The sequence below is a fragment of the Sphingomonas sp. S1-29 genome (assembly GCF_026167545.1).
Taxonomy (GTDB): Bacteria; Pseudomonadota; Alphaproteobacteria; order Sphingomonadales; family Sphingomonadaceae; genus Sphingomonas.
Genome location: NZ_CP110678.1, coordinates 2,674,225 through 2,693,873 on the forward strand (window position 1 = coordinate 2,674,225; position 19,649 = coordinate 2,693,873).

A 19,649-nucleotide genomic window follows, 5' to 3' on the forward strand; every position below is an offset into this window, starting at 1 on the left:
ATGGGCAGTGCGGCAATGCATATCGCGCGGACCGGGCTCGACGCCCAGGATACGCGCATGCGGGTCATTTCGAACAACCTCGCCAACGTCAACACCACCGGGTTCAAGCGCGATCGCGCGGCGTTCGAGACGCTCGCCTATCAGGTGGTGACCGCCCCCGGATCGGCGAGCACGTCGGAGACCAACTACGCCACCGGCCTGACGCTGGGCACCGGCGTTCGCGTCCAGGGCACCGCGCGGATCAATACCCAGGGGTCGCTGCAGACGACGGGCAATTCGCTCGACGTCGCGCTCGACGGTGACGGCTTCTTTCAGGTGACGCTGCCCGGCGGCCAGCTCGGCTACACCCGCGCGGGCAATTTCGCGCGTTCGCCCGAGGGGCTGATGGTTACCAGCGAAGGCTATCAGGTGATGCCCGGCATCACGATTCCCGAGGGTGCGACGACGATCACGATCGGCGCCGACGGCACGGTCAGCGCGACGATCCAGGGCCAGACCGAGGCGAGCCAGATCGGCCAGCTCCAGGTCGCAGGCTTTCCCAACGCCGCGGGGCTGCAGGCGACCGGCGACAATTACCTGATCGAAACCGCCGCCAGCGGCGCCGCCAATCTGGGGGTCGCCGGGCTCGATGGCCGCGGCCAGATCCGCCAGGGGATGCTCGAGGGATCGAACGTCAACGTGGTCGAGGAGCTGGTCGACATGATCGAGACCCAGCGCGCCTACGAGGTCAATTCGAAGATGATCACCGCGACCGATGAGATGCTGCAATATGTCAATCAGAACCTCTGAGATGGGGGCGAATTGGCTTCGCTTCGCGCTCGGCCTCGCGATCGGCACCACCACGCTCGCGCTCGCCGGCGTAGGCGCATCGCCTGCCAACGCGCAGATCTTCGGCAAGAAGGCAGCGCCCGAAGATTTCGCCGCAACCTTGCCCACGCCCGCCCCGATCGCAGCGCCCGCCAACGGGTCGATCTTCCAGCCCGCCGACGGCTATGCCGCGCTCTACGAAGGCCAGCGCGCGCGCCGTCGCGGCGATCCGCTGACGATCGTGCTGGTCGAGCGCACCGCCGCGTCGAAATCGGCGGCGTCGAACCTCGACAGCAAGGGCAGCTTCGGGCTCACCGGCCCGTCGACCGGTCCGCTGTCGCAGTTTCGCCCCACCGATGCGCAGGCCAGCGGCAATCGCGGCTTCCAGGGGGTCGGTGCCGCCGACCAGGCCAATGCGCTGACGGGTGAGGTCAGCGTGACCGTCGCCGAAGTCTATCCCAACGGGACGATGCTGGTGCAGGGGCAAAAGCGGCTGACGCTCAATCGCGGCGACGAATTCGTCCAGATCAAGGGCATCGTCCGCACGATCGACGTCGACGCCAACAACCGCGTCGCCTCGACCCGCGTCGCCGATGCCAGGATCAGCTATACCGGCAAGGGCGACGTCGCCCGCGCCAGCCGCCAGGGGTGGCTCAGCCGCTTCTTCCAGACGATCAGTCCGTTCTGATGAGGATGCGTTCGATGCTTCGCGCCTTCGCCGCCGCCCTGCTTCTCACCCTTTTCGCCGCGCAGCCCGCGCTCGCCACCGAGCGCGTCAAGGATATCGGCCGCTTCCAGGGCATCCGCTCGAACCAGCTGACCGGCTATGGCATCGTCGTCGGGCTGCCCGGCAGCGGCGACGACAATCTCGAATATACCGTCCAGTCGATGAAGGGCGTCACCGCGCGCTTCGGCTTCCAGCTGCCGCCCGGGATCAACCCTAGCCTGAAGAACACCGCGGTCGTCATGATCACCGCCGAACTCCCCGCCTTTGCCAAGCCCGGCCAGCGGATCGACATCACGGTGTCGTCGATGGGGCGCGCCAAGAGCCTGCGCGGCGGATCGCTGATCCTGACGCCGCTGCTGGGTGCCGATGGCCAAATCTATGCGATGGCGCAGGGCAACCTCGCGGTCAGCGGGCTGGGCGCCGAGGGTGCCGACGGATCGAAGATCGTCGTAAACGTGCCGTCGACCGGGCGAATCCCCGATGGCGCCACGGTCGAGCGTGCGGTCGAAACCGGCTTCGCCACCACGCCTGCGCTGACGTTCAACCTGGCGCGTGCCGACTTCACCACCGCGCAGCGCGTCGCGGCGGTCATCAACAGCCGTTTCGGCAACATGCGCGCACGCGCGGTCGATGCGGTGTCGGTGTCGGTGTCGGCGCCACCGGGTGCCGATGTCCGCACGATGCTGATGAGCGAAATCGAGAACCTCACCGTCGATTCGGCCGAGGCCGCGGCGCGGGTGATCGTCAACGCGCGGACCGGCACCGTCGTGATCAACTCGGCGGTGCGCGTCAGCCCAGCGGCGGTAACCCACGGTAAACTAACGGTGCGTATTGATGAGGCCCAGCGGGTGATTCAGCCCGCGCCGTTCAGCCAGGGTCAGACCGCGGTCGAACAGCAAAGCGCGATCGGGGTCGAGGAAGAAGTGAAGCCGATGTTCCTGCTCGAACCCGGACCCAAGCTCGCCGACGTCGTGAAGGCGGTGAACGCGATCGGCGCGTCGCCCGCCGACCTGGTCGCGATCCTTGAGGCGCTCAAGGAAGCCGGCGCGCTGAAGGCCGAGCTCGTCATCCTGTGACGATCCCCACGGTCCAGCTTCCCGGCGTCAACCAGCCGACGGTGTCGACCGACACCGGCCGGCTGGCGACTCGCGACAATCTGGACAAGGCGGGGCAGCAATTCGAAAGCCTGTTCGTCGGCATGATGCTCAAATCGATGCGCGCGGCCAATCTCGGCGAATCGCTGTTTGAATCGAACGCGCTCGACCAGTTCCGCGACATGCAGGACCAGCAGACCGCCAAGGCGATGGCGGCGCATGCGCCGCTCGGGATCGGCAAGGCGATGACCGATTTCCTCGCGAAGTCGGTGCCGGCACAGGCAAACGCTTCGCCAGTCGATATCGGTGATCCGGCCCGATGAGCGACATGCTCTCGATCGCCGCCAGCGGCGTCCGCGCCTACCAAAGCGCGCTGACCACCACGTCGGAGAATATCGCCAACGCCGGCACCGTCGGCTACGCCCGCCGCGCGGCCGCGCTCAACGAAGTCAACGCCTCGGGCACCAGCCTGTTGAACGGCGGGGCGCAGGCGGGGCAGGGGGTGCTGGTCACCGGGGTCAACCGCGCGGTCGACGCATTCCGGAACGCCGAAGTGCGCACCGCGGGCAGCGACCTGGCGCGGACCGAAGCCGGATTGGTCTGGCTCGAACGGATCGAGGGCGCGCTGACCGCCTCGAAGCTCGACGAACGCCTCGCCGCCTTCTTCAACGCCGGCCAGAATCTCGCCGCCGATCCCGCCGCTAGCGGGCTGCGCGCGGTGATGCTCGAACAGGCCGCCGGGCTTGCCTCGGCTTTCCGCAGCACCGGTGCCGCGATCGAGTCCGCCGCCGCCGATCTTACCGGACAGGCCGACGCGGCGGTGGGCGAAATCAATTCGCTGGCCAAGGCGCTGGCGACGGTCAATTCGGGGCTCGGTCGCACCGGTGTGGGAAGCGCGGGCCATGCCGGGCTGCTCGACGAACGCGACCGACTGCTCGAACAGATGAGCACGCTCGTCGATGTCGGGGCCGAGTTCGACGCCGCAGGACGCGCGACGCTGCGCATCGGCGGGCCATCGGGGCCGGTGCTGGTCGCGGGCGACAACGCCGGCACCGTCACCTTCGCCACCAACAGCGAGGGCGCTGCCTCGATCGCGGTGCACCGCGCGGGCGAACGCGCTAGCGCACCGGTCAATGGCGGGGTGCTCGCCGGGATCATCGACGGCGCGCAGCGGATCGCGGCGGCGCGTAGCGCGACCGACACGATGGCGGCGCAATTCGTCGCCGGCGTCAACGCGGTCCAGGCCGGCGGACGCGATCCCGCGGGCAATCCGGGCGCGGCGATGTTCGCCGGCGACACCGCGGCATCGGTGACGATGGTGCTCGCCGATCCCAAGGGCATCGCCGCCGCGAGCGTTGGTGCCGGTCCGCGCGACAATGGCAACCTCAAGGCATTGGCCGATCTGCGCACCAGTGGCGGCTTCGAAACCACGCTCACCGACATGGTCGTCGCCAACGGTGCCGCGATCAGCAGCCGCCGGGGCGTGGCGCAGGCACAGGGCGCGATCCAGTCGGCGGCGGTTGCGTCGCGCGATTCGATCTCGGGGGTCAATCTCGACGAGGAAGCGGTGAACCTGATGCGCTTCCAGCAAGCCTATCAGGCGTCGAGCCGGGTGATCCAGGTGGCGCGCGAGACGATCCAGTCGATCCTCGATATCAGGTGAATGCGATGATCCGGGTTTCCACTAACCAATTCTACGCGCGCTCGACCAGCCAGATGGGCTCGCTCAGCGTCGCCGCCGACCGGCTGCAGACGCAGATCGCTAGCGGCAAGCGGATCGCCGCGCCTTCGGACGATGCCGCGGGCTACCAGCAATTGTCGACGCTCAAACAGGCAACCGCCGACGATGTCGGTGCGAAGGCCAATATCGTGCTGGCGCAGGGGCTGCTCGGCCAGTCGGACACGACGCTCGCCGCCATCGAGGAACAGCTCCAGCGCGCGAAGGAACTTGCGCTACAGGCGAGCAACGGCACCTTGTCGGCGCAGGACCGCAAGGCGATGGCGGCCACGGTCGACGACATCATCGACGACGTCTTCACGCTGGCCAACACCCGCGACGTGCGCGGCCAGGCGATCTTCGGTGGCGGCGGTGCCGAGGCGTTCGCGCGCGCTGGCGATGGCACGATTACCTATGTCGGCGGCACCGGCGCCGCGGCGATCCCGATCGGCAGCGGCGGCGACATCCAGGTGAACGAGGCGGGCGACCGCGCGCTGGGTGACGTGTTCGCCTCGCTCGGTGCGATGGCGGCGGCGCTGCACGAGGGCGATTCGCCCGATGGCGCGGTCGATGCGGTCGGCGGTGCGCTCGAAACCGTCATCGCCAGCCGCGCAAGCGTCGGCGCGCGCGCGTTCCGGCTCGATATCGAAATGGGCCGGCTCGCCGATGTCGCGGTCGATCGCGAAGCGGCGCGGGGCGGGATCGAGGATCTCGACATGAGCGCCGCGATCACCGAGCTGCAAAAGACGCTGACGATCCTGCAGGCGACGCAGGGCAGCTTCACCAAGCTGTCGAGCCTCAGCCTGTTCGACTATCTGCGCTGAGCCGCACCCCGGCGGCGCCCGCCGGCTTCGCCGCCGCATTAGCCATTTTTCTACCCTGCACCGCGCAAGTTTTCGCGCGGCCGGTCGTTCCTCAAGCAGGGTCGCGACAGCGTTTCGGGGGTAACAGCGCCAATGTTCGTTTTGATTGGGTTCGTCGTGCTGATCGCGATGGTGTTCGGCGGGTTCGCGCTCACCGGCGGGGCGCTCGGCCCGGTGATGCACGCGCTGCCGCACGAGATGCTGATCATCGGCGGCGCCGCGGTCGGCGCGCTGATCATCGGCAACTCGATGCTCGAGATCAAGGCGCTGGGCAGCGGCTTCATGAAGGTGGTCAAGGGCCCCAAATACAAGAAGCAGGACTATCTCGACGCGATCTTCCTGGTCAGCAAGCTGATGAAGATGCTGCGCGTCGAGGGGCCGATCGCGCTCGAGCCGCATGTCGAGGATCCCAAGTCATCGGCGGTGTTCGCCGAATATCCCCGCCTCCTCGCCGACCAGACGCTCACCAACCTGATCGCCGATACGCTGCGGCTGGTGGTGGTGTCGTCGGGCACGCTCGACGTCCACGCGGTCGAGGACGTGATGGATAATTCGATCAAGACGCACCACCACGAAGTGCAGAGCCCGCAGACGACGCTGCAGGGGCTCGCCGACGCGCTGCCCGCGCTCGGCATCGTAGCGGCGGTGCTGGGGGTGGTCAAGACGATGGGGTCGATCGACAAGCCGCCCGAGATCCTGGGCGGGATGATCGGCTCGGCGCTGGTGGGGACGTTCCTGGGCGTGCTGCTGGCCTATGGCATCGTCGGGCCGCTCGCGACGCGGTTGCAGCAGGTGATCGATGCCGATGCCGCGATCTACCACACGATCAAGCAGATCATCATCGCCTCGCTCCACGGCCATCCGCAGCCGCTGGTGATCGAAGCCGCGCGCAGCGGGATCGCGCACCACAACCAGCCCGGCTTCGCCGAGGTGTTCGACGGGCTGCGGGGACGCTAAATGGCCGCGCGCGCACCCCATGGCACCAACCAGCCGCCCAAGATCATCGTCAAGAAAATCTATATCGAGGGCCATGGCGGCCATCATGGCGGCGCGTGGAAGGTCGCCTATGCCGATTTCGTGACCGCGATGATGGCGTTCTTCCTGCTGATGTGGCTGCTCGGCGCGACCACCGAAGCGCAGCGCAAGGCGCTCGCCGACTATTTCGCGCCGACCTTGATCGAGCTGAAGCAGAAAAGCGCCGGTTCCTATGGCCCGTTCGGCGGCTCGTCGCTGACCGATGTCGACAATTACCCGCACCGCGCAGGACAGACCGGCACGCGCGCGCTGACGGTGCCCGCGGGCGCCGAGGGCGGCCCGCAGGTGGGGACCGGCGAAAAGGGCACGCTCAAGGATCAGGCGGCGCTCAACGCGCAGGATCGCCGCAACTTTTCCAAGCTGCGCCAGCAGCTTGAACAGCGGATGAAGGCCAATGGCAGCCTGGCCAAGCTCGGCAAGCATGTCCGCTTCGTCGAGACCAGCGAAGGGCTGCGGATCGATCTGGTCGACAATGCCGATTATTCGATGTTCGACCTCGGCACGACCGCTTTGGTGGGTGAGGCCGACCAGCTGATCGGCGAGATCGCGGCGTCGATCGGAACGATGGAAAACGCGATCATGATCCGCGGCCACACCGATTCGCTGGGCTATGGCAACCCGCTCGACATGAACAACTGGATGCTCTCGAGCGGGCGGGCCGAGGCGACGCGGCGGCGGCTGGCGGCAGGCGGGTTGCCCGACGCGCGCTTCGAACGGATCGAGGGCGTCGCCGATCGCGAACCGATGGTCGCGAAGGATCCCACCGATCCGCGCAACCGGCGGGTGGCGATCACGCTGCTCTATCGCAAGGGCGAGCCCGGCGGCCGGGGCGGCGGCATGACCAGACTGGCAAGTCGTTGAAAGACTCCCCTCCCTGAAAGGGAGGGGCTGGGGGTGGGTCTGGTCCGGGAGATACGGCCGCCTGGAACGCCGATCGGGTCCGTATCGCGAGCAATCGACCCACCCCCGACCCCTCCCTTCCAGGGAGGGGGGATACTCCCCGTCAGAACATCTTCCGGAAATCCAGCCGGATCGACCGGCCCACCGGGTCGAGCAACGCCGCCTGATAGCCCAGTGGCACCGCCCCGCTCGAATCGCGCACGTCGAGCCGCTGGTTGAACACATTGTCGAGCCGCAGGCTGACCCGCGTGCCGCGCAGCCAGGCGTGGTTGCGCACCAGATCGGGCATCTGCCCCAGATTGGCGAACAGCCGCAGGTCGACCTTGGCGAGGTCGCCGAAGAACAAGGTGTCGCCCGGCACCGCGCCGTCGACCCGCGTCCCGCTCTGCCAATCGGCGTTGAGGCGAACCCCCATGCCATCCTTGGTGAAGCCGGTGCGCACCTCGACCTGGTGCCGCGCCAGCCCGCCATTGCTGCCGGTCGCCGACCCGTTCAGCAGGTCGAGTTCGGGAACGCCCTCGCGGATCAGGATCGTTTCCTTGATGCGATAGGTGTGGAAGGCCGAGAACTGGATTCGCCCGCCGCCGGCACCGCCGCCGCCAAAGCCACCCCGTCCGCCGCCGCCGCCGCCACCGAAGCCGCGTCCACCGCCGCCACCGCCGCGCCCCTCGCCGCCACCGCGCCCCTCGCGGCGCGGGCGTTCGGCGTCGGGCGCTGGAGCCGGTTCTGCACCCTGTGCCGCCGAACCCTCGGCGGGCAACGGCACCGCCTGAGCATCGGCGGGCGTGCGCCACTGGCGTTCGGGGCGGCCATAGGCCTGGCGCAGCACCGCGCGCGGATCCTGCCCCGCATCGCGCGCCGCCTGCACTTCGCGCTGCAGCGTACCCGTCACCGGCAGCGACAGGTTGAAGCCCCAGCGGAACTGCTCGCGCTCGTTGCGCGCGAAATTCACCGGGCGATTGTCGATCTGCAGCAACCGTCCGCTGGCGTCACGGGTGAAGCGTTCGGGGAACGCCGCCTGGATTTCGTTGGTCGCGGTCGGGAAGGTCGCGATCGAATCCTCGATCGTGCTGCTGGTATAGTCGGCGCGGATGTTGAGGTCGGTTGCGTCGAGCGGCTTGAAGTTCAATCCCAGCTTCAGCACGTCGCGGCTGTCCGATCGCAGCAGCGGATTGCCGCCGTCGAGGAAGGTGACATCCACCGTCTCGCCGCGGACGAAATCGAACACGCGGACATTGGGGGTGGTGATCGCGGGGTTGCCCACCTGTTGCGGGCTCGGCGCACCTTCTTCGTTGGTGACCGACGCGACCAGCCGAAGCTGGGGCACCGGCGCCCAGTTGAGCCCATAGCCATAGCTGGTGAGCGTGCCGAAGTCCGACAGCCGATCGACCTCGACATTGGCGTTGAGCGACAGGTCGCCGATCGCGTCGAGCACCGCGCGCCGCCGGCTGGTGATCGGCACGTCGATGTTGAGCTGGCCGTTGGCGCTGCGGCGGCCGATATCGGTCGCCTGCGCGAAGCCCGACCGCACCGAGCGCGCATCCTGGTCCTGGCTGCGCAGCCCGACGCGGAAGGTGGTCGAAAGATCGCCCGCGGGAAGCGCGAGGACATCGCCGTTCACCACCCCCTCGACCCGCGCGACATTGCTCACCGATCGCGCGGTGTCGGGCGCGACCAGCGACAATTGCCCCGGCACGATCGGGCCGAAGGGCGATCCGCCCGCCAACACTGCCGCCTGCAGCCCGGTCGAATCGACTCGGCGATCGGTGTCGGTGTCGGTCTGCTGGCGGTCGTAATTGCCCGTCAGCGTCCAGCGCCAGTCGGACAACGTCCCGTTCATGCTGAACGCTGCTTCGACGTTGCGGCTACGCGATTCGCGCATCAACGGGCCGAAGGCGTCGGTGTAGCGCAGCACGCGAACATCGCCCGCGAAGGGCGAGAAGGGGTTGTCGGCGGGCAGCGCGAGATCGACCGAGGGCAGCCCGAGCAGCGAGCGGCTGTCGTTGAAGTCGAAGCCGACCGTCGCGGTCGCAGCGACGTCGCCGAAAATGGTGCGCGCGAGCACCGCGTTGCCGCGCACCGCCTCGGTCGCGCCCTGCAGCGATCGGAAGGGCCCCAAGTCGGTGACGTTGGCAGCATTGGCGCCGCCGATGAAATCAGTCAGCAGCGGCGTGCCCCCGGCGAACGATCCCGGCACCGCCGCTACGGTGACCGGCGCACCCGCTGCGGCGCTGAGCGCGGGATCGATCTCGGCGCCGTTGGCCGGCGCGACGACATTGCCGGTCAGGTCGAAGGGCGATCCCGCGGGGTTCGACAACAGGTCGCGCTCGCTTTCGAGCAGCAAGCTGCGCGCTTCGACCTCGAGGTCGAGGTTGAGCCGTCCGTTGCGGTTGATCCGCAGGTAATTGAGCTCGACTTCGCCGCTGCTATTGCCGCCCTGCACCGGCCCGCCGAAATCGGCCTCGGCGGTGATCGCGCGAAAGCGCGGGCGGAGCACGAAGTTCACCACCCGCTGGTTCGCACTATAGCCGTATTTCAGCGCGACTTCTTCAGGCAGGATGTCGACGCGCAGGATCGCTTCGGTCGGGATTTCGCGGATCTCGCGGAACGAGCCGATTCGGCGCCCGTCGAGCAGCACCACCGGCCCCTCGCCGCCGCGCCCGCGCCCGCTCGAGGTCTGCGGCGACAATTCGGCGAGCAGCTCGGCGACCGAACTCACGCCATAGGCGCGGATGTCGGCGGGCGAGAGCTGTTGTTCGGGGGGAACGTCGCCCACCACCGCGCCGCGCTCGGCCTGGCCGGTGACGACGATGTCCTCGACCATTTCTTCGCCGGCTTCCTCGTCGCTCATCTCGGCGCCGAGCGCCTCGCCATCGTCGATCGCTTCCTGCTCGGTCGGCGCGGGCACCACTTGCGCGTGCGCGGGCCAGACGGTGGCGGCCGAAAGCAGGAGGAGCCAGCGCGCTTTGGCTACGCGGTTGCGGTCGATCATCGAAATACGTCCAGTCGCTTTGCCGCCCGGGGATGGACGCATGCAGGGTGAGTAGGCGGCGATTGTCGCAGAACTTTGTCAGCGCCGATTTGTCCGCCCGCGCCCCTGCAGCAAAACCGATCGCGGCGGCAAGACCGGCGTTGGGCGGGAATGCGAATGGCGTGCCCTAAAGCCGCGCGGGGGTTCCCGTTACGGGCAGGATCGCTATGTTCTCTGCATGTATCGCTTGGAGAATCCGATTTGCGCATCACCCTGCTTGCCGCAACCGCCCTGTCGCTCGTGCCGATGACCCTGGCCGCCCAAACCGCCTCGCCGGCGCCTGCCGCGCCGGCACCCGCTGCGGCCATCGCCGCCAATCCGCTGCTCGCCGACTGGACCGGCCCCTATGGCGGGGTGCCGCCCTGGGACAAGGTGACCCCGGCGCTGTTCCCGCAGGCGATGGAAGTCGCGATCGCCGAGCGCCGCGCCGAATATCGCCGCATCGCCGACAATCCGGCTCCGGCGACCTTCGCCAACACCTTCGTGCCGATGCAGAACGCCGGCAAGCGCCTCGGCCGGGTGCTGGCGGTGTTCGGGGTGATGACCTCGAACATGAATTCGCCCGCCTATCAGGCGCTCGATCGCGAATGGAGCCCCAAGCTGTCGGCGGCGGGCGACGAGATCACCTTCGACCCCAAATTATTCGCGCGAATCCAGGCGATCTACGACGCACGCACCGCCAGCGGGCTCGACGCGCAGCAGCAGCGGCTGGTGACGCGCACCTATGACAGCTATGTCCGCCAGGGCGCCAAGCTGAACGCCGCGCAAAAGGCCGAGATGTCGCGGATCAACCAGGCGCTCGCGACCGAATTCTCGACCTTCTCCGAAAAATTGCTCGCCGACGAAGGCACCGCGATCACGGTGACCGACGAAGCGATGCTCGCCGGGCTGCCCGACAGCGTGAAGGCGACCGCCAAGGCCGCCGCGCAGGAGCGCGGCCAGCCGGGCTTCGCAATCGTCAACACCCGATCGGCGGTCGATCCGGTGCTGACCTTCGGCACCGATCGCGCGCTGCGGGAGAAGGTGTGGCGCACCTTCGTCAATCGCGGCGACAATGGCGGCGCGACCGACACCAACGCGACGATCGCTAGAATCGTGAAGCTGCGCGCCGAACGCGCCAAGCTGCTCGGCTTCCCGACGCATGCGCATTGGCGGATGCAGGACACGATGGCCAAGACGCCGCAGGCGGCGACCGATCTGATGATGCGCGTCTGGCCGGCAGCGACCGCGCGGGTGAAGCAGGAAGTCGCCGACATGCAGGCGATCGCGGCGAAGGAAGGCACGCCGATCACGATCGAGCCCTGGGACTATCGCTTCTACCAGGAGAAGGTCCGCAAGGCGCGCTACGACCTCGATCAGACCGAGCTCAAGCCGTATTTCGCGCTCAACAACATCATCGATGCGTCCTATTACGCCGCCAACCGGCTGTACGGGCTGAACTTCAAGGAGATCACCGGTCAGGTGCCGGTGTTCGAAAAGAATGTCCGCGTGTTCCACGTCACCGACAAGAACGGCAAGGAAGTCGGGCTGTTCTATCGCGACGATTTCGCGCGCACCGGCAAGCGGTCGGGCGCGTGGGCGACGACCTATCGCTCGCAACGTAACCTTGCGCCCGCGCAGAACGTGCTGTCGTCGAACAACAACAATTTCGCCTCGGCAGCGCCGGGCCAGCCGGTGCTGATCAGCCTCGACGATGCCGAAACGCTGTTCCACGAATTCGGCCATGCGATCCATTCGATGCTGCAGGACGTGAACTATCCCGGCCTCACCGGCACGCCGCGCGACTTCGTCGAATATCCGAGCCAGGTGAACGAACATTGGCTGCTGACGCGCGACGTGCTCGACAAATATGCCCGGCATTACCAGACCAAGGCACCGATGCCGCAGGCGTTGCTCGACAAGGTGATCGCGGCGCAGACCTTCAACCAGGGCTTTGCCACCGTCGAATATCTGTCGTCGGCGATCGTCGACATGAAGCTGCACACCGTCGCCGATGGCGTGGTCGATGCCGATGCGTTTGAAAAGGCCGCGCTGGCCGAGATCGGCATGCCCAAGGAGATCGTGATGCGGCACCGCCTGCCGCAGTTCAATCATCTGTTCTCGTCCGATGCCTATTCGGCGGGCTATTACAGCTATCTCTGGTCGGAGACGATGGATGCCGACACCTGGGCGGCGTTCGAGGAAGCCGGGAGTCCCTGGGACAAGGCGACCGCCGATCGCTTCGCCAAGGTGCTGCTGTCGACGGGCAACGAGACCGACCGCGCCGAAGCCTATCGCGCGTTTCGCGGGCGCGATCCCGACGTGAACGCGCTGCTCAAGGTGCGCGGGTTTCCGACCACGAACTGACCTATCCCCGTTCGCGCCGACATGCTCGGTGCGAACGGGTCGGGGTTACCCCAGCACTTCCTCGACCACCGCATATACCCGGTCGAGTTCGGCATCGGTGATGCAATAGGGCGGCATGACATATACCGTGTCGCCCAATGGCCGCAGCAGCACGTCGCGGTCGCGGAAATGCGCGAGCAGGCGCGGGGCGAGATCGGACATATAGCCTTCGCCGCCGCCGACTTCGAACGCGGTGATCGTCCCCAACCGGCGCGGGTTGCGGACGCGATCGGCGATATGGGCGAGGCGCTCGCCCTGTCGGCGCGCCAGGTCGGCGATGCGATCGCGCACCGGCTCGTCGCGCCACACCGCCAGGTTCGCCACGGCGGCGGCACAGGCGATCGGGTTGGCGGTGTAGCTCGACGAATGAAAGAACATCCGCGCGCGATCGGGCGATCGGTGCGCCTCGAACATCGCGCTCGATGCCATCGTCACCGCCAGCGGCAGCGATCCGCCGGTAATCCCCTTCGACAGGCACAGCAGGTCGGGCAAGATTCCTGCCTGTTCGCACGCCAGCAGCGTGCCGGTGCGGCCCCAGCCGGTCATGACTTCGTCGGCGATCAGCGGCACGCCGTGGCGGTCGCAGATCCGCCGCATCTCGGCCAGGATCGCGGGGGCATAGAAATGCATGCCGCCAGCGCCCAGCACCAAAGGTTCGACCAGCAACGCCGCCGGCGAATCGTGGCGGCAGGCGTGATCGAGCGCGTCGAGCGTCGGCTGGCCGTCTCCGGCGGGGCAGGGCAGGGTGCCGACGTCGAACAGCAACGGCTGATATTGCTGGTTGAACACGCCGCGCGCGCCCACCGACATCGCGCCGATCGTGTCGCCATGATAGCCGTGATCGAGCACCAGGATCCGGTGGCGCGGCTGGCCATGATTGGCCCAGAATCCGAGCGCCATCTTCACCGCGACCTCGACCGCGGTCGAACCCGAATCCGAATAGAAAACGTGCGGCAGCCCCATCATCGCCACCAGCTCGCGCGCGAGCTGTTCGGCGGGCTCGTGCGTCCAGCCGGCGAAGATGATCTGGTCGAGCTGCGTTGCCTGTTCGGCGATCGCGGCGGTGATCCGGGGATGCGCGTGGCCGTGCGTCGTCACCCACCAGGACGAGATCGCGTCGATGATCCGGCGACCGTCCGTGGTGGTCAGGATCGCGCCCTTGGCCGATGCGACCACCGGGATCGGTTCGTTCAGCCCATGCTGGGTAAAGGGGTGCCAGACGGGCGGGGTCATCGCTGCAACTCCCCGGTGTCGCTGAGGCACGCCTGCAACCCCACGTCGTCACCCCGGCCTTGGGCCGGGGTCCACCGCGCAACCAGGCGCTGCAGCTTTTGGGGGTGGGTGGACCCCGGCCCAAGGCCGGGGTGACGATAGTGGGTCATGCGAACGAAAACGCCGCCGCGAACGCCGCGCGCAACGCCTCGGGCGTCAGCGGATCGAGCATCGGCAGCCGCCCCAATCGCCGCACCCGGCCCATCCGGGCGATCGTCGCTTCGCTATCCTCCTGCGGATCGCCGATAAAGGCGATGCCGTGGATCGGCACCCCGCGCCCGCGCAGCGCCTCGATCGACAACAGGCTGTGGTTGATGGTGCCGAGCGCGGTTCGCGCCACCAAAATCGTCGGCAGGCACCAGCGCGCGAACAGATCGGCGAAGGTGCGCGTGTCGTCGAACGGCACCAGCACCCCGCCCGCCCCCTCGATCACCAGCGGCCCGGGGGTGGCGGGGGGATCGAGCCGGTCGAGCGCGATCGACACGCCGTCGATCGCGGCGGCGCGGTGCGGCGAGCAGGGGGTAGCAAGCGTGTAGGCAGATGGCAGGATGCGGTCGGCAGCAACGCCCAATGCCGCCACGCGCGCCGCGTCGGTGCCGCCATCGGTGCCCGCCTGGATCGGCTTCCAATAGTCCGCGCCGATCGCCTGCGTCAGTGCAGCGGCAAAGACGGTCTTGCCGATATCGGTATCGGTGCCGGTGACGACGAAGCGCGGTGCAGTCATGCCAAAGCCTTTTGCAGGGCCGTGGCGAGCGAATCGACATCGGCGGGGGTTGCGTTGAGGGTGAGCGAAATACGCAGCCGCGCGGTGCCGTCGGGCACCGTCGGCGGACGGATGCCGCGAACATCGAAGCCCTGCGCCTGCACCGCGCGCGCGACGCGCATCGTGCGGGCGTCGTCGCCCAGGATCAGCGGCAGGATCGGCGATCCGGTGGCAATTGCACCCAGCGGCCCGAGCGCGGCCCCGCCCGCCACGATCAGCGCGCGCAGGTCATCGCGCCGCCAAGGTTCCTCCGCCAGCGCGCGCAGCGCATCGCGCACGACGGCGGCGATCAGTGGCGAAGGGGCGGTCGAAAACACGAAGCCGCGCGCGCGGTTGACGAGCATGTCGCGGAGCACCGCGGGCAGGCACAGCAGCGCGCCTTCGGCCCCCAGCGCCTTGCCGCAACTGTGTAGCGTGATGACGTTGGGCTTGCCTTCGAACGCCTCGGCCAGCCCGCGCCCGTCCTGCCCGAACACCCCGGTGGCGTGCGCCTCGTCGATCAGCAGGAAGGCGTCTTGGCGATCGGCGAGCGCCGCCAGCTCGGCAAGCGGCGCCTGATCGCCGTCCATGCTGTACAGGCTCTCGACCGCGATCCACACCCGCCCGCTGCCACCGGCGGCGCGCCATGCGGTGATCGTGTCCTCGAACGCGGCAACGTCGTTATGCGCGGCGGCGACCCGCTCGGCGCGGCCCAGCCGCATGCCGTCATGCGCGCTGGCGTGGAGCAAGGCGTCATACACCACCAGATCGCCGCGCTGGGGCAGGGTGGCGAAGAGCGCCATGTTGGCGACGAAGCCGTTGGCCAGGAACAAGGCGGCCTCGGCCCCGAAAAACGCCGCGGCTTCGGCTTCGAGCGCTTCATGCTCGGGATGGTTGCCACGCAGCAGGCGCGATCCGCCCGAACCTACGGGCACGCCGCGGGTGAGCGCGTCGCTGGCGGCGGCGTGCAGGCGCTGGCTATTGGCGAGGCCGATATAGTCGTTCGAAGCGAAATCGACGCCTGCGCGCGGGGCGAGCGATCGGAGGCGATCGGCACCGGCGAGGGCGGCGAGATCGGCGCGGTGAACGGAGAGGAGCGACATCTTCGGGGGCTTTAGCGGGGTGCGCGTGATTGGCCTACCGCCGTTCGTTTCGAGCGAAGTCGAGAAACCGGCCTAGGCGCCAGGTTACCGTTTCTCGACTTCGCTCGAAACGAACGGGGGACTAGTATTCGGCTAGCTCAAATCCCCGCATACCATTCATAGCCGGCGATATCCTCCCACAGCCCGCCCTTGCCGCCATGAATGTCGGCAAGGCTGGCCACCGCCTCGATCCGCTCGACATATTTGGCGTGCTTGTATCCCAGATGGCGCTCGACCCGCAGCCGCACCGGCGCGCCGTGGCCGATGCCCAGCCGCTCGTCGTTCAGCCCGAGCGCCAGGATCGTCTGCGGGTGGAAGGCGTCGATCAGGTCGATCGATTCATAATAGGGCCGGGTGCCGCCCGAATAGGCATCGGCGCAGTGGAACACCAGGAAGCGCGCGCGGTCGCTCAGGCCCGCCGCGTTGAGCACGGTCGATAGCTGCGGCCCCTGCCATTTGCCGATCGCGCTCCACCCCTCGACGCAGTCGTGGCGAGTGATCTGCGCGCGCTGCGGCATCGACAGCAATTGCGCGATCGACAGCGCTTGCGGCCGCGCCACCAGCCCATCGACCCGCACCCGCCAATCGGCAAAGCCGGTGGCTGCCTGCGCGGTGTAAGCCGGTGTGTTGGGGTTGCGCGTGCCGTTGGTGCGGAACACCGGCGACATCTGGTCGGGGCGGAACTCACGCGCGAGCGCATTGCGGTCGGTCAGCGCGCGCTGGGTCCATTCGTTCCAGTCGGCGCCCTTGAATAGGATCGAACGGAACGCCTCGCTCTCCCCCAGCCGGTCGCAGCCGGCAAGCAGCGTAGCGCCCGATGCGGCGACGCCGGTGAGCAAGGCGCGGCGGGTGAGGATCATTACTGCGGCTCCTGCGGCGTGCGCCACCAGCCGGTGATCATCGACCGCACTTCGTTTAGTGGTCCCGCCAGGATCACCAGCGTCAGGTGGACGACGATGAACAATGCGATCCCCATCGATGCGATGAAGTGGATCGACCGCGCCGATTGCCGCCCGCCGAACAGGTCGAGCATCCACGGCGCGGCGGCGTTGATCCCCGGTGACATCGTCAGCCCGGTAAAGATCGCCAGCGGCAGCGCCACGAAAATCACCCCGACATAGCTCAGCTTCTGCAGCACGTTGCGCCCGCCCGGATCGGCAGCATCGTGGAATCGCAGCGCCAGATGCTCGCGCACGTCATGCGCCAGATGCTTCGCGCTGAGCTCGGCGCGGCGAAAGCGCAGGTCGCGCTGGAAATGCCGGTTGAGCAGGCTCACCAGCATGAACGCCAGCAGCGCGAAGCCGAAGAGCAGCGCCACGGTCAGATGCCAGCGCCGCGCGAGCGCCAGATTATAGGTCGACGGGATCGTCAGCCAGCCGGGGATTCGCCCGCCCTCGAAAATCCAGCCGACGCGAAACCAGGGCTGGTCCAGGTTCGCGCCATATTGCCCCCAGTAAAGCTGCGGATGCGCGTTGAGGATCATCAGCCCCGACCCCAGCAGCACGATCACCGCGACAGCGTTGGTCCAGTGCCACAGCCGGGTCGCCAGCCGATGCTTGTAGATCGCGCGCCGGGTGCCCGGTGCGGCGATGTCGGCAGGGTCGTTCGAGTCGCGCGGGGCCATCGAAGTCAGTCTACCCTATCCATAGGCGCGGACGAAGAACACGATCGTGGTGACGATCGTCACCAGCAGCGTCCAGATACGGATCGCGGTGGGCGGCAGCTTTTTGCCCGCGCGCGCGCCGAGCCATCCGCCCAGCACCGCGCCGGCCAGCATCGGCAGGCAGGCGTCCCATCGCACCATGCCGAAACCGATGAACACGATCATCGCGGCGGTGTTGGCGACCGCCAGCATCAGCGTGCGCGGCGCCATCAGCCGGTGCGGCGGCTCCCCCGCGAGCAGCCCCCACGTTGCCGTCAGCATCATTCCCACCCCGCCGCCGAAATAGCCACCATAGACCCCCAGCAGCGCCTGCGCGACGAACAGCGCGCGCGGCCCCGGCGCTGCGTGCCGCTGAAGCACCTCGGCGGCGCGCTTGCCGAACGCGATCGCGATCGTCGCCATCAGCAACAGCCAGGGGATGATGATGTCGAAGGTTGTGGTCGGGGTGACCACCAGCAACAGGCTGCCCACCAGCGCGCCGACAAAGGTGATGCCCCCCAGCGTCCGCACCGACATCCCCGCCACCGGGCGCAGCCCCTCACGATAGGTGTACGCGCTCATGAACGCGCCGGGTTGCAGCGCGACGTTCGAAGTGGCGTTGGCGATCGGGCTGGGCAGGCCGATCGCGATCAGCGCGGGCATGGTGGCAAAAGTCCCCCCGCCCGCCAGCGCATTCATCGCCCCGCCGACAAGCCCGGCAGCGGCGGCAAGCGCCAGGATGGGAAGATCGAGCATGGAGCGGGGCTAGAGCCGATCGAGGTGGATGTGTCGAGGGGGGCAGGAAGGGTTGGAGCCCGTCCCCGTTGGTCTGGGGCGGTGGTGTCTGCGGCCGAAGCGGCTGCTCCGCGTCCGCCCCCTCCGTCAGCCTGCGGCTGCCACCTCCCCCTGGCGGGGGAGGATTGGTCTGTATTTTTCCTCCCCCGCCAGGGGGGAGGTGGCGGTCGCGCAGCGACCGACGGAGGGGGAGGATAGCGCGACGATTGCTGGTGTCGGGATCGCTTGTGAGCGAGCTGCAAAGCAGCGCAGCTTTCCGTAAACAGCTCCGAACCAACCGAAAATCCGTTACCCCAGCGCCGCCATCTTGTCCTCGGCGATCCGGTCCAATTCCGCGCGGCTCTTCTTTTCCGACGCGGTCTTGAGTTGCCCGCAGGCCGCGTCGATGTCGCGACCGCGCGGCGTTCGCACCGGGGCCGAGATGCCTGCGCCGAACACGATCTCGCTGAAGCTGCGGATCCGCTCGGGCGTCGAGCATTCGTAATTTGCGCCGGGCCAGGGGTTGAACGGGATCAGATTCACCTTGGCGGGCAGGCGATAGTGTTTGAGCAGCCGCACCAGCTCGTGCGCGTCGGCATCGCTGTCGTTCTTGTCCTTGAGCATCACATATTCAAAGGTGATGCGGCGGGCATTGTTGGCACCGGGATAGTCGGCGCAAGCCTGGAGCAACTGCTCGATGCCGTATTTGCGGTTGAGCGGCACGATTTCGTCGCGCACTTCCTTGGTCACCGCATGGAGCGATACGGCAAGGTTCACGCCGATCTCGGCGCCGGCGCGCGCCATCATCGGCACCACGCCCGAGGTCGACAGCGTGATCCGCCGCTTCGACAGCGCGATGCCGTCGCCGTCCATCACGATTCCCAGCGCATCGCGGACGCTGTCGAAATTATACAGCGGCTCGCCCATGCCCATCATCACGATGTTTGTAAGCATCCGCCCGTCGGGCTGGCTCGGCCATTCGCCAAGGTTATCGCGCGCGAGCATGACCTGGCCGACGATCTCGGCGGGCGTCAGGTTACGCACCAGCCGCATGGTGCCGGTGTGGCAGAAGGTGCAATTCAACGTGCAGCCAACCTGGCTCGACACGCACAGCGTGCCGCGGTCGGCGTCGGGGATGAACACCATCTCGTAATCCTGCGCGTCGTCGGTGCGCAGCAGCCATTTGCGGGTGCCGTCGGTCGATACCTGCGCCTCGACCACTTGCGGGCGGCTGATGACGAAGCGCTGCGCCAGCCAGGGCTGCATCGTCTTCGAAATGTCGGTCATCAGCGCGAAATCGGTGACGCCGCGATTATAGATCCAGTGCCACAATTGCTTGGCGCGCAGCTTCGCCTGCTTGGGTTCGAGCTGCGAGGTCTCGAGCGCCATCCGCAGATTGGCCTTCGACAGCCCCAGCAGGTCGATCCGGCCGTCGCTGCGCATCGGCAGCGCACGCGGGACGGGCACGGGATCGATGTGCCCGGGGATGGGCATGGGCGGCGTCGAGACTGTCAGCAT

General features: G+C 67.7%; 17 protein-coding genes. 9 read left to right on the forward strand and 8 right to left on the reverse strand.

The features are described 5' to 3' along the window. The 8 genes from flgG (at position 1) to OKW76_RS12820 (ending at position 7,104) form a co-directional block, all read left to right on the forward strand. Positions 1-789, forward strand: coding sequence for a flagellar basal-body rod protein FlgG (gene flgG, locus OKW76_RS12785; RefSeq protein WP_256506083.1), 789 nt, complete (start codon positions 1-3; stop codon positions 787-789). Further along, on the forward strand, positions 770-1,495 hold the full coding sequence (locus tag OKW76_RS12790; protein WP_265549252.1) for a flagellar basal body L-ring protein FlgH: 726 nt from the start codon (positions 770-772) through the stop codon (positions 1,493-1,495). Before flgG ends, OKW76_RS12790 begins: the two co-directional genes overlap by 20 nt. Positions 1,496-1,509: 14 nt before the next feature. Next, a complete protein-coding gene (locus OKW76_RS12795) occupies positions 1,510-2,610 on the forward strand; it encodes a flagellar basal body P-ring protein FlgI (RefSeq protein WP_416221868.1) in 1,101 nt (366 codons plus the stop codon). Further along, positions 2,607-2,951 (forward strand): rod-binding protein, encoded by a 345-nt coding sequence (locus tag OKW76_RS12800; RefSeq protein ID WP_265549253.1) that lies wholly within the window; start codon positions 2,607-2,609, stop codon positions 2,949-2,951. The genes OKW76_RS12795 and OKW76_RS12800 overlap by 4 nt, the downstream gene beginning before the upstream one ends. Beyond that, on the forward strand, positions 2,948-4,291 hold the full coding sequence (flgK, locus tag OKW76_RS12805; RefSeq protein ID WP_265549254.1) for a flagellar hook-associated protein FlgK: 1,344 nt from the start codon (positions 2,948-2,950) through the stop codon (positions 4,289-4,291). Before OKW76_RS12800 ends, flgK begins: the two co-directional genes overlap by 4 nt. A 5-nt stretch (positions 4,292-4,296) precedes the next feature. Then, on the forward strand, positions 4,297-5,169 hold the full coding sequence (gene flgL / locus OKW76_RS12810) for a flagellar hook-associated protein FlgL (RefSeq protein ID WP_265549255.1): 873 nt from the start codon (positions 4,297-4,299) through the stop codon (positions 5,167-5,169). Between the two features lie 132 nt (positions 5,170-5,301). Next, positions 5,302-6,165, forward strand: a complete 864-nt coding sequence (gene motA / locus OKW76_RS12815; protein WP_265549256.1) for a flagellar motor stator protein MotA — start codon at positions 5,302-5,304, stop codon at positions 6,163-6,165. Further along, positions 6,166-7,104: a flagellar motor protein MotB gene (locus tag OKW76_RS12820; RefSeq protein WP_265549257.1), complete on the forward strand. Its 939-nt coding sequence runs from the start codon at positions 6,166-6,168 to the stop codon at positions 7,102-7,104. It begins immediately after the preceding gene. A gap of 142 nt (positions 7,105-7,246) precedes the next feature. On the opposite strand, the gene OKW76_RS12825 is transcribed toward OKW76_RS12820, so the two are convergent. Further along, complete coding sequence (locus tag OKW76_RS12825; RefSeq protein ID WP_265549258.1) at positions 7,247-10,135, reverse strand: TonB-dependent receptor; 2,889 nt, start codon at positions 10,133-10,135, stop codon at positions 7,247-7,249. 240 nt (positions 10,136-10,375) lie between these two features. Between OKW76_RS12825 and OKW76_RS12830 the strand changes: the two genes are divergently transcribed. Next, positions 10,376-12,520, forward strand: a complete 2,145-nt coding sequence (locus OKW76_RS12830) for a M3 family metallopeptidase (protein WP_322740092.1) — start codon at positions 10,376-10,378, stop codon at positions 12,518-12,520. Positions 12,521-12,565: 45 nt separating this feature from the next. On the opposite strand, the gene OKW76_RS12835 is transcribed toward OKW76_RS12830, so the two are convergent. The 7 genes from OKW76_RS12835 to rlmN all read right to left on the reverse strand — a co-directional run bounded on the left by OKW76_RS12835 (position 12,566) and on the right by rlmN (position 19,649). Further along, positions 12,566-13,792, reverse strand: a complete 1,227-nt coding sequence (locus OKW76_RS12835; protein WP_265549259.1) for an adenosylmethionine--8-amino-7-oxononanoate transaminase — start codon at positions 13,790-13,792, stop codon at positions 12,566-12,568. A 145-nt stretch (positions 13,793-13,937) separates the two neighbouring features. Beyond that, a complete protein-coding gene (gene bioD, locus OKW76_RS12840; protein WP_265549260.1) occupies positions 13,938-14,555 on the reverse strand; it encodes a dethiobiotin synthase in 618 nt (205 codons plus the stop codon). Continuing rightward, positions 14,552-15,676: an 8-amino-7-oxononanoate synthase gene (locus OKW76_RS12845; RefSeq protein ID WP_265549261.1), complete on the reverse strand. Its 1,125-nt coding sequence runs from the start codon at positions 15,674-15,676 to the stop codon at positions 14,552-14,554. The genes bioD and OKW76_RS12845 overlap by 4 nt, the downstream gene beginning before the upstream one ends. Before the next feature lie 137 nt (positions 15,677-15,813). Further along, a complete protein-coding gene (locus OKW76_RS12850; RefSeq protein ID WP_265549262.1) occupies positions 15,814-16,575 on the reverse strand; it encodes a molybdopterin-dependent oxidoreductase in 762 nt (253 codons plus the stop codon). Beyond that, complete coding sequence (locus OKW76_RS12855) at positions 16,575-17,339, reverse strand: cytochrome b/b6 domain-containing protein (protein WP_265549263.1); 765 nt, start codon at positions 17,337-17,339, stop codon at positions 16,575-16,577. The genes OKW76_RS12850 and OKW76_RS12855 overlap by 1 nt, the downstream gene beginning before the upstream one ends. 15 nt (positions 17,340-17,354) lie before the next feature. Then, positions 17,355-18,113: a sulfite exporter TauE/SafE family protein gene (locus tag OKW76_RS12860; protein ID WP_265549264.1), complete on the reverse strand. Its 759-nt coding sequence runs from the start codon at positions 18,111-18,113 to the stop codon at positions 17,355-17,357. Between the two features lie 327 nt (positions 18,114-18,440). After that, positions 18,441-19,649 (reverse strand): 23S rRNA (adenine(2503)-C(2))-methyltransferase RlmN, encoded by a 1,209-nt coding sequence (rlmN, locus tag OKW76_RS12865; protein ID WP_265549265.1) that lies wholly within the window; start codon positions 19,647-19,649, stop codon positions 18,441-18,443.

Coding starts and splice junctions, on each gene's coding strand:
- OKW76_RS12835 (WP_265549259.1), bottom strand. CDS start 13,792: ATGACCCCGCCCGTCTGGCACCCCTTTACCCAGCATGGGCTGAACGAA.
- OKW76_RS12850 (WP_265549262.1), bottom strand. CDS start 16,575: ATGATCCTCACCCGCCGCGCCTTGCTCACCGGCGTCGCCGCATCGGGC.
- flgG (WP_256506083.1), top strand. CDS start 1: ATGGGCAGTGCGGCAATGCATATCGCGCGGACCGGGCTCGACGCCCAG.
- OKW76_RS12845 (WP_265549261.1), bottom strand. CDS start 15,676: ATGTCGCTCCTCTCCGTTCACCGCGCCGATCTCGCCGCCCTCGCCGGT.
- flgL (WP_265549255.1), top strand. CDS start 4,297: ATGATCCGGGTTTCCACTAACCAATTCTACGCGCGCTCGACCAGCCAG.
- OKW76_RS12820 (WP_265549257.1), top strand. CDS start 6,166: ATGGCCGCGCGCGCACCCCATGGCACCAACCAGCCGCCCAAGATCATC.
- bioD (WP_265549260.1), bottom strand. CDS start 14,555: ATGACTGCACCGCGCTTCGTCGTCACCGGCACCGATACCGATATCGGC.
- OKW76_RS12860 (WP_265549264.1), bottom strand. CDS start 18,113: ATGCTCGATCTTCCCATCCTGGCGCTTGCCGCCGCTGCCGGGCTTGTC.
- rlmN (WP_265549265.1), bottom strand. CDS start 19,649: ATGCTGACAGTCTCGACGCCGCCCATGCCCATCCCCGGGCACATCGAT.
- OKW76_RS12825 (WP_265549258.1), bottom strand. CDS start 10,135: ATGATCGACCGCAACCGCGTAGCCAAAGCGCGCTGGCTCCTCCTGCTT.
- OKW76_RS12855 (WP_265549263.1), bottom strand. CDS start 17,339: ATGGCCCCGCGCGACTCGAACGACCCTGCCGACATCGCCGCACCGGGC.
- OKW76_RS12790 (WP_265549252.1), top strand. CDS start 770: ATGTCAATCAGAACCTCTGAGATGGGGGCGAATTGGCTTCGCTTCGCG.
- motA (WP_265549256.1), top strand. CDS start 5,302: ATGTTCGTTTTGATTGGGTTCGTCGTGCTGATCGCGATGGTGTTCGGC.
- OKW76_RS12795 (WP_416221868.1), top strand. CDS start 1,510: ATGCTTCGCGCCTTCGCCGCCGCCCTGCTTCTCACCCTTTTCGCCGCG.
- flgK (WP_265549254.1), top strand. CDS start 2,948: ATGAGCGACATGCTCTCGATCGCCGCCAGCGGCGTCCGCGCCTACCAA.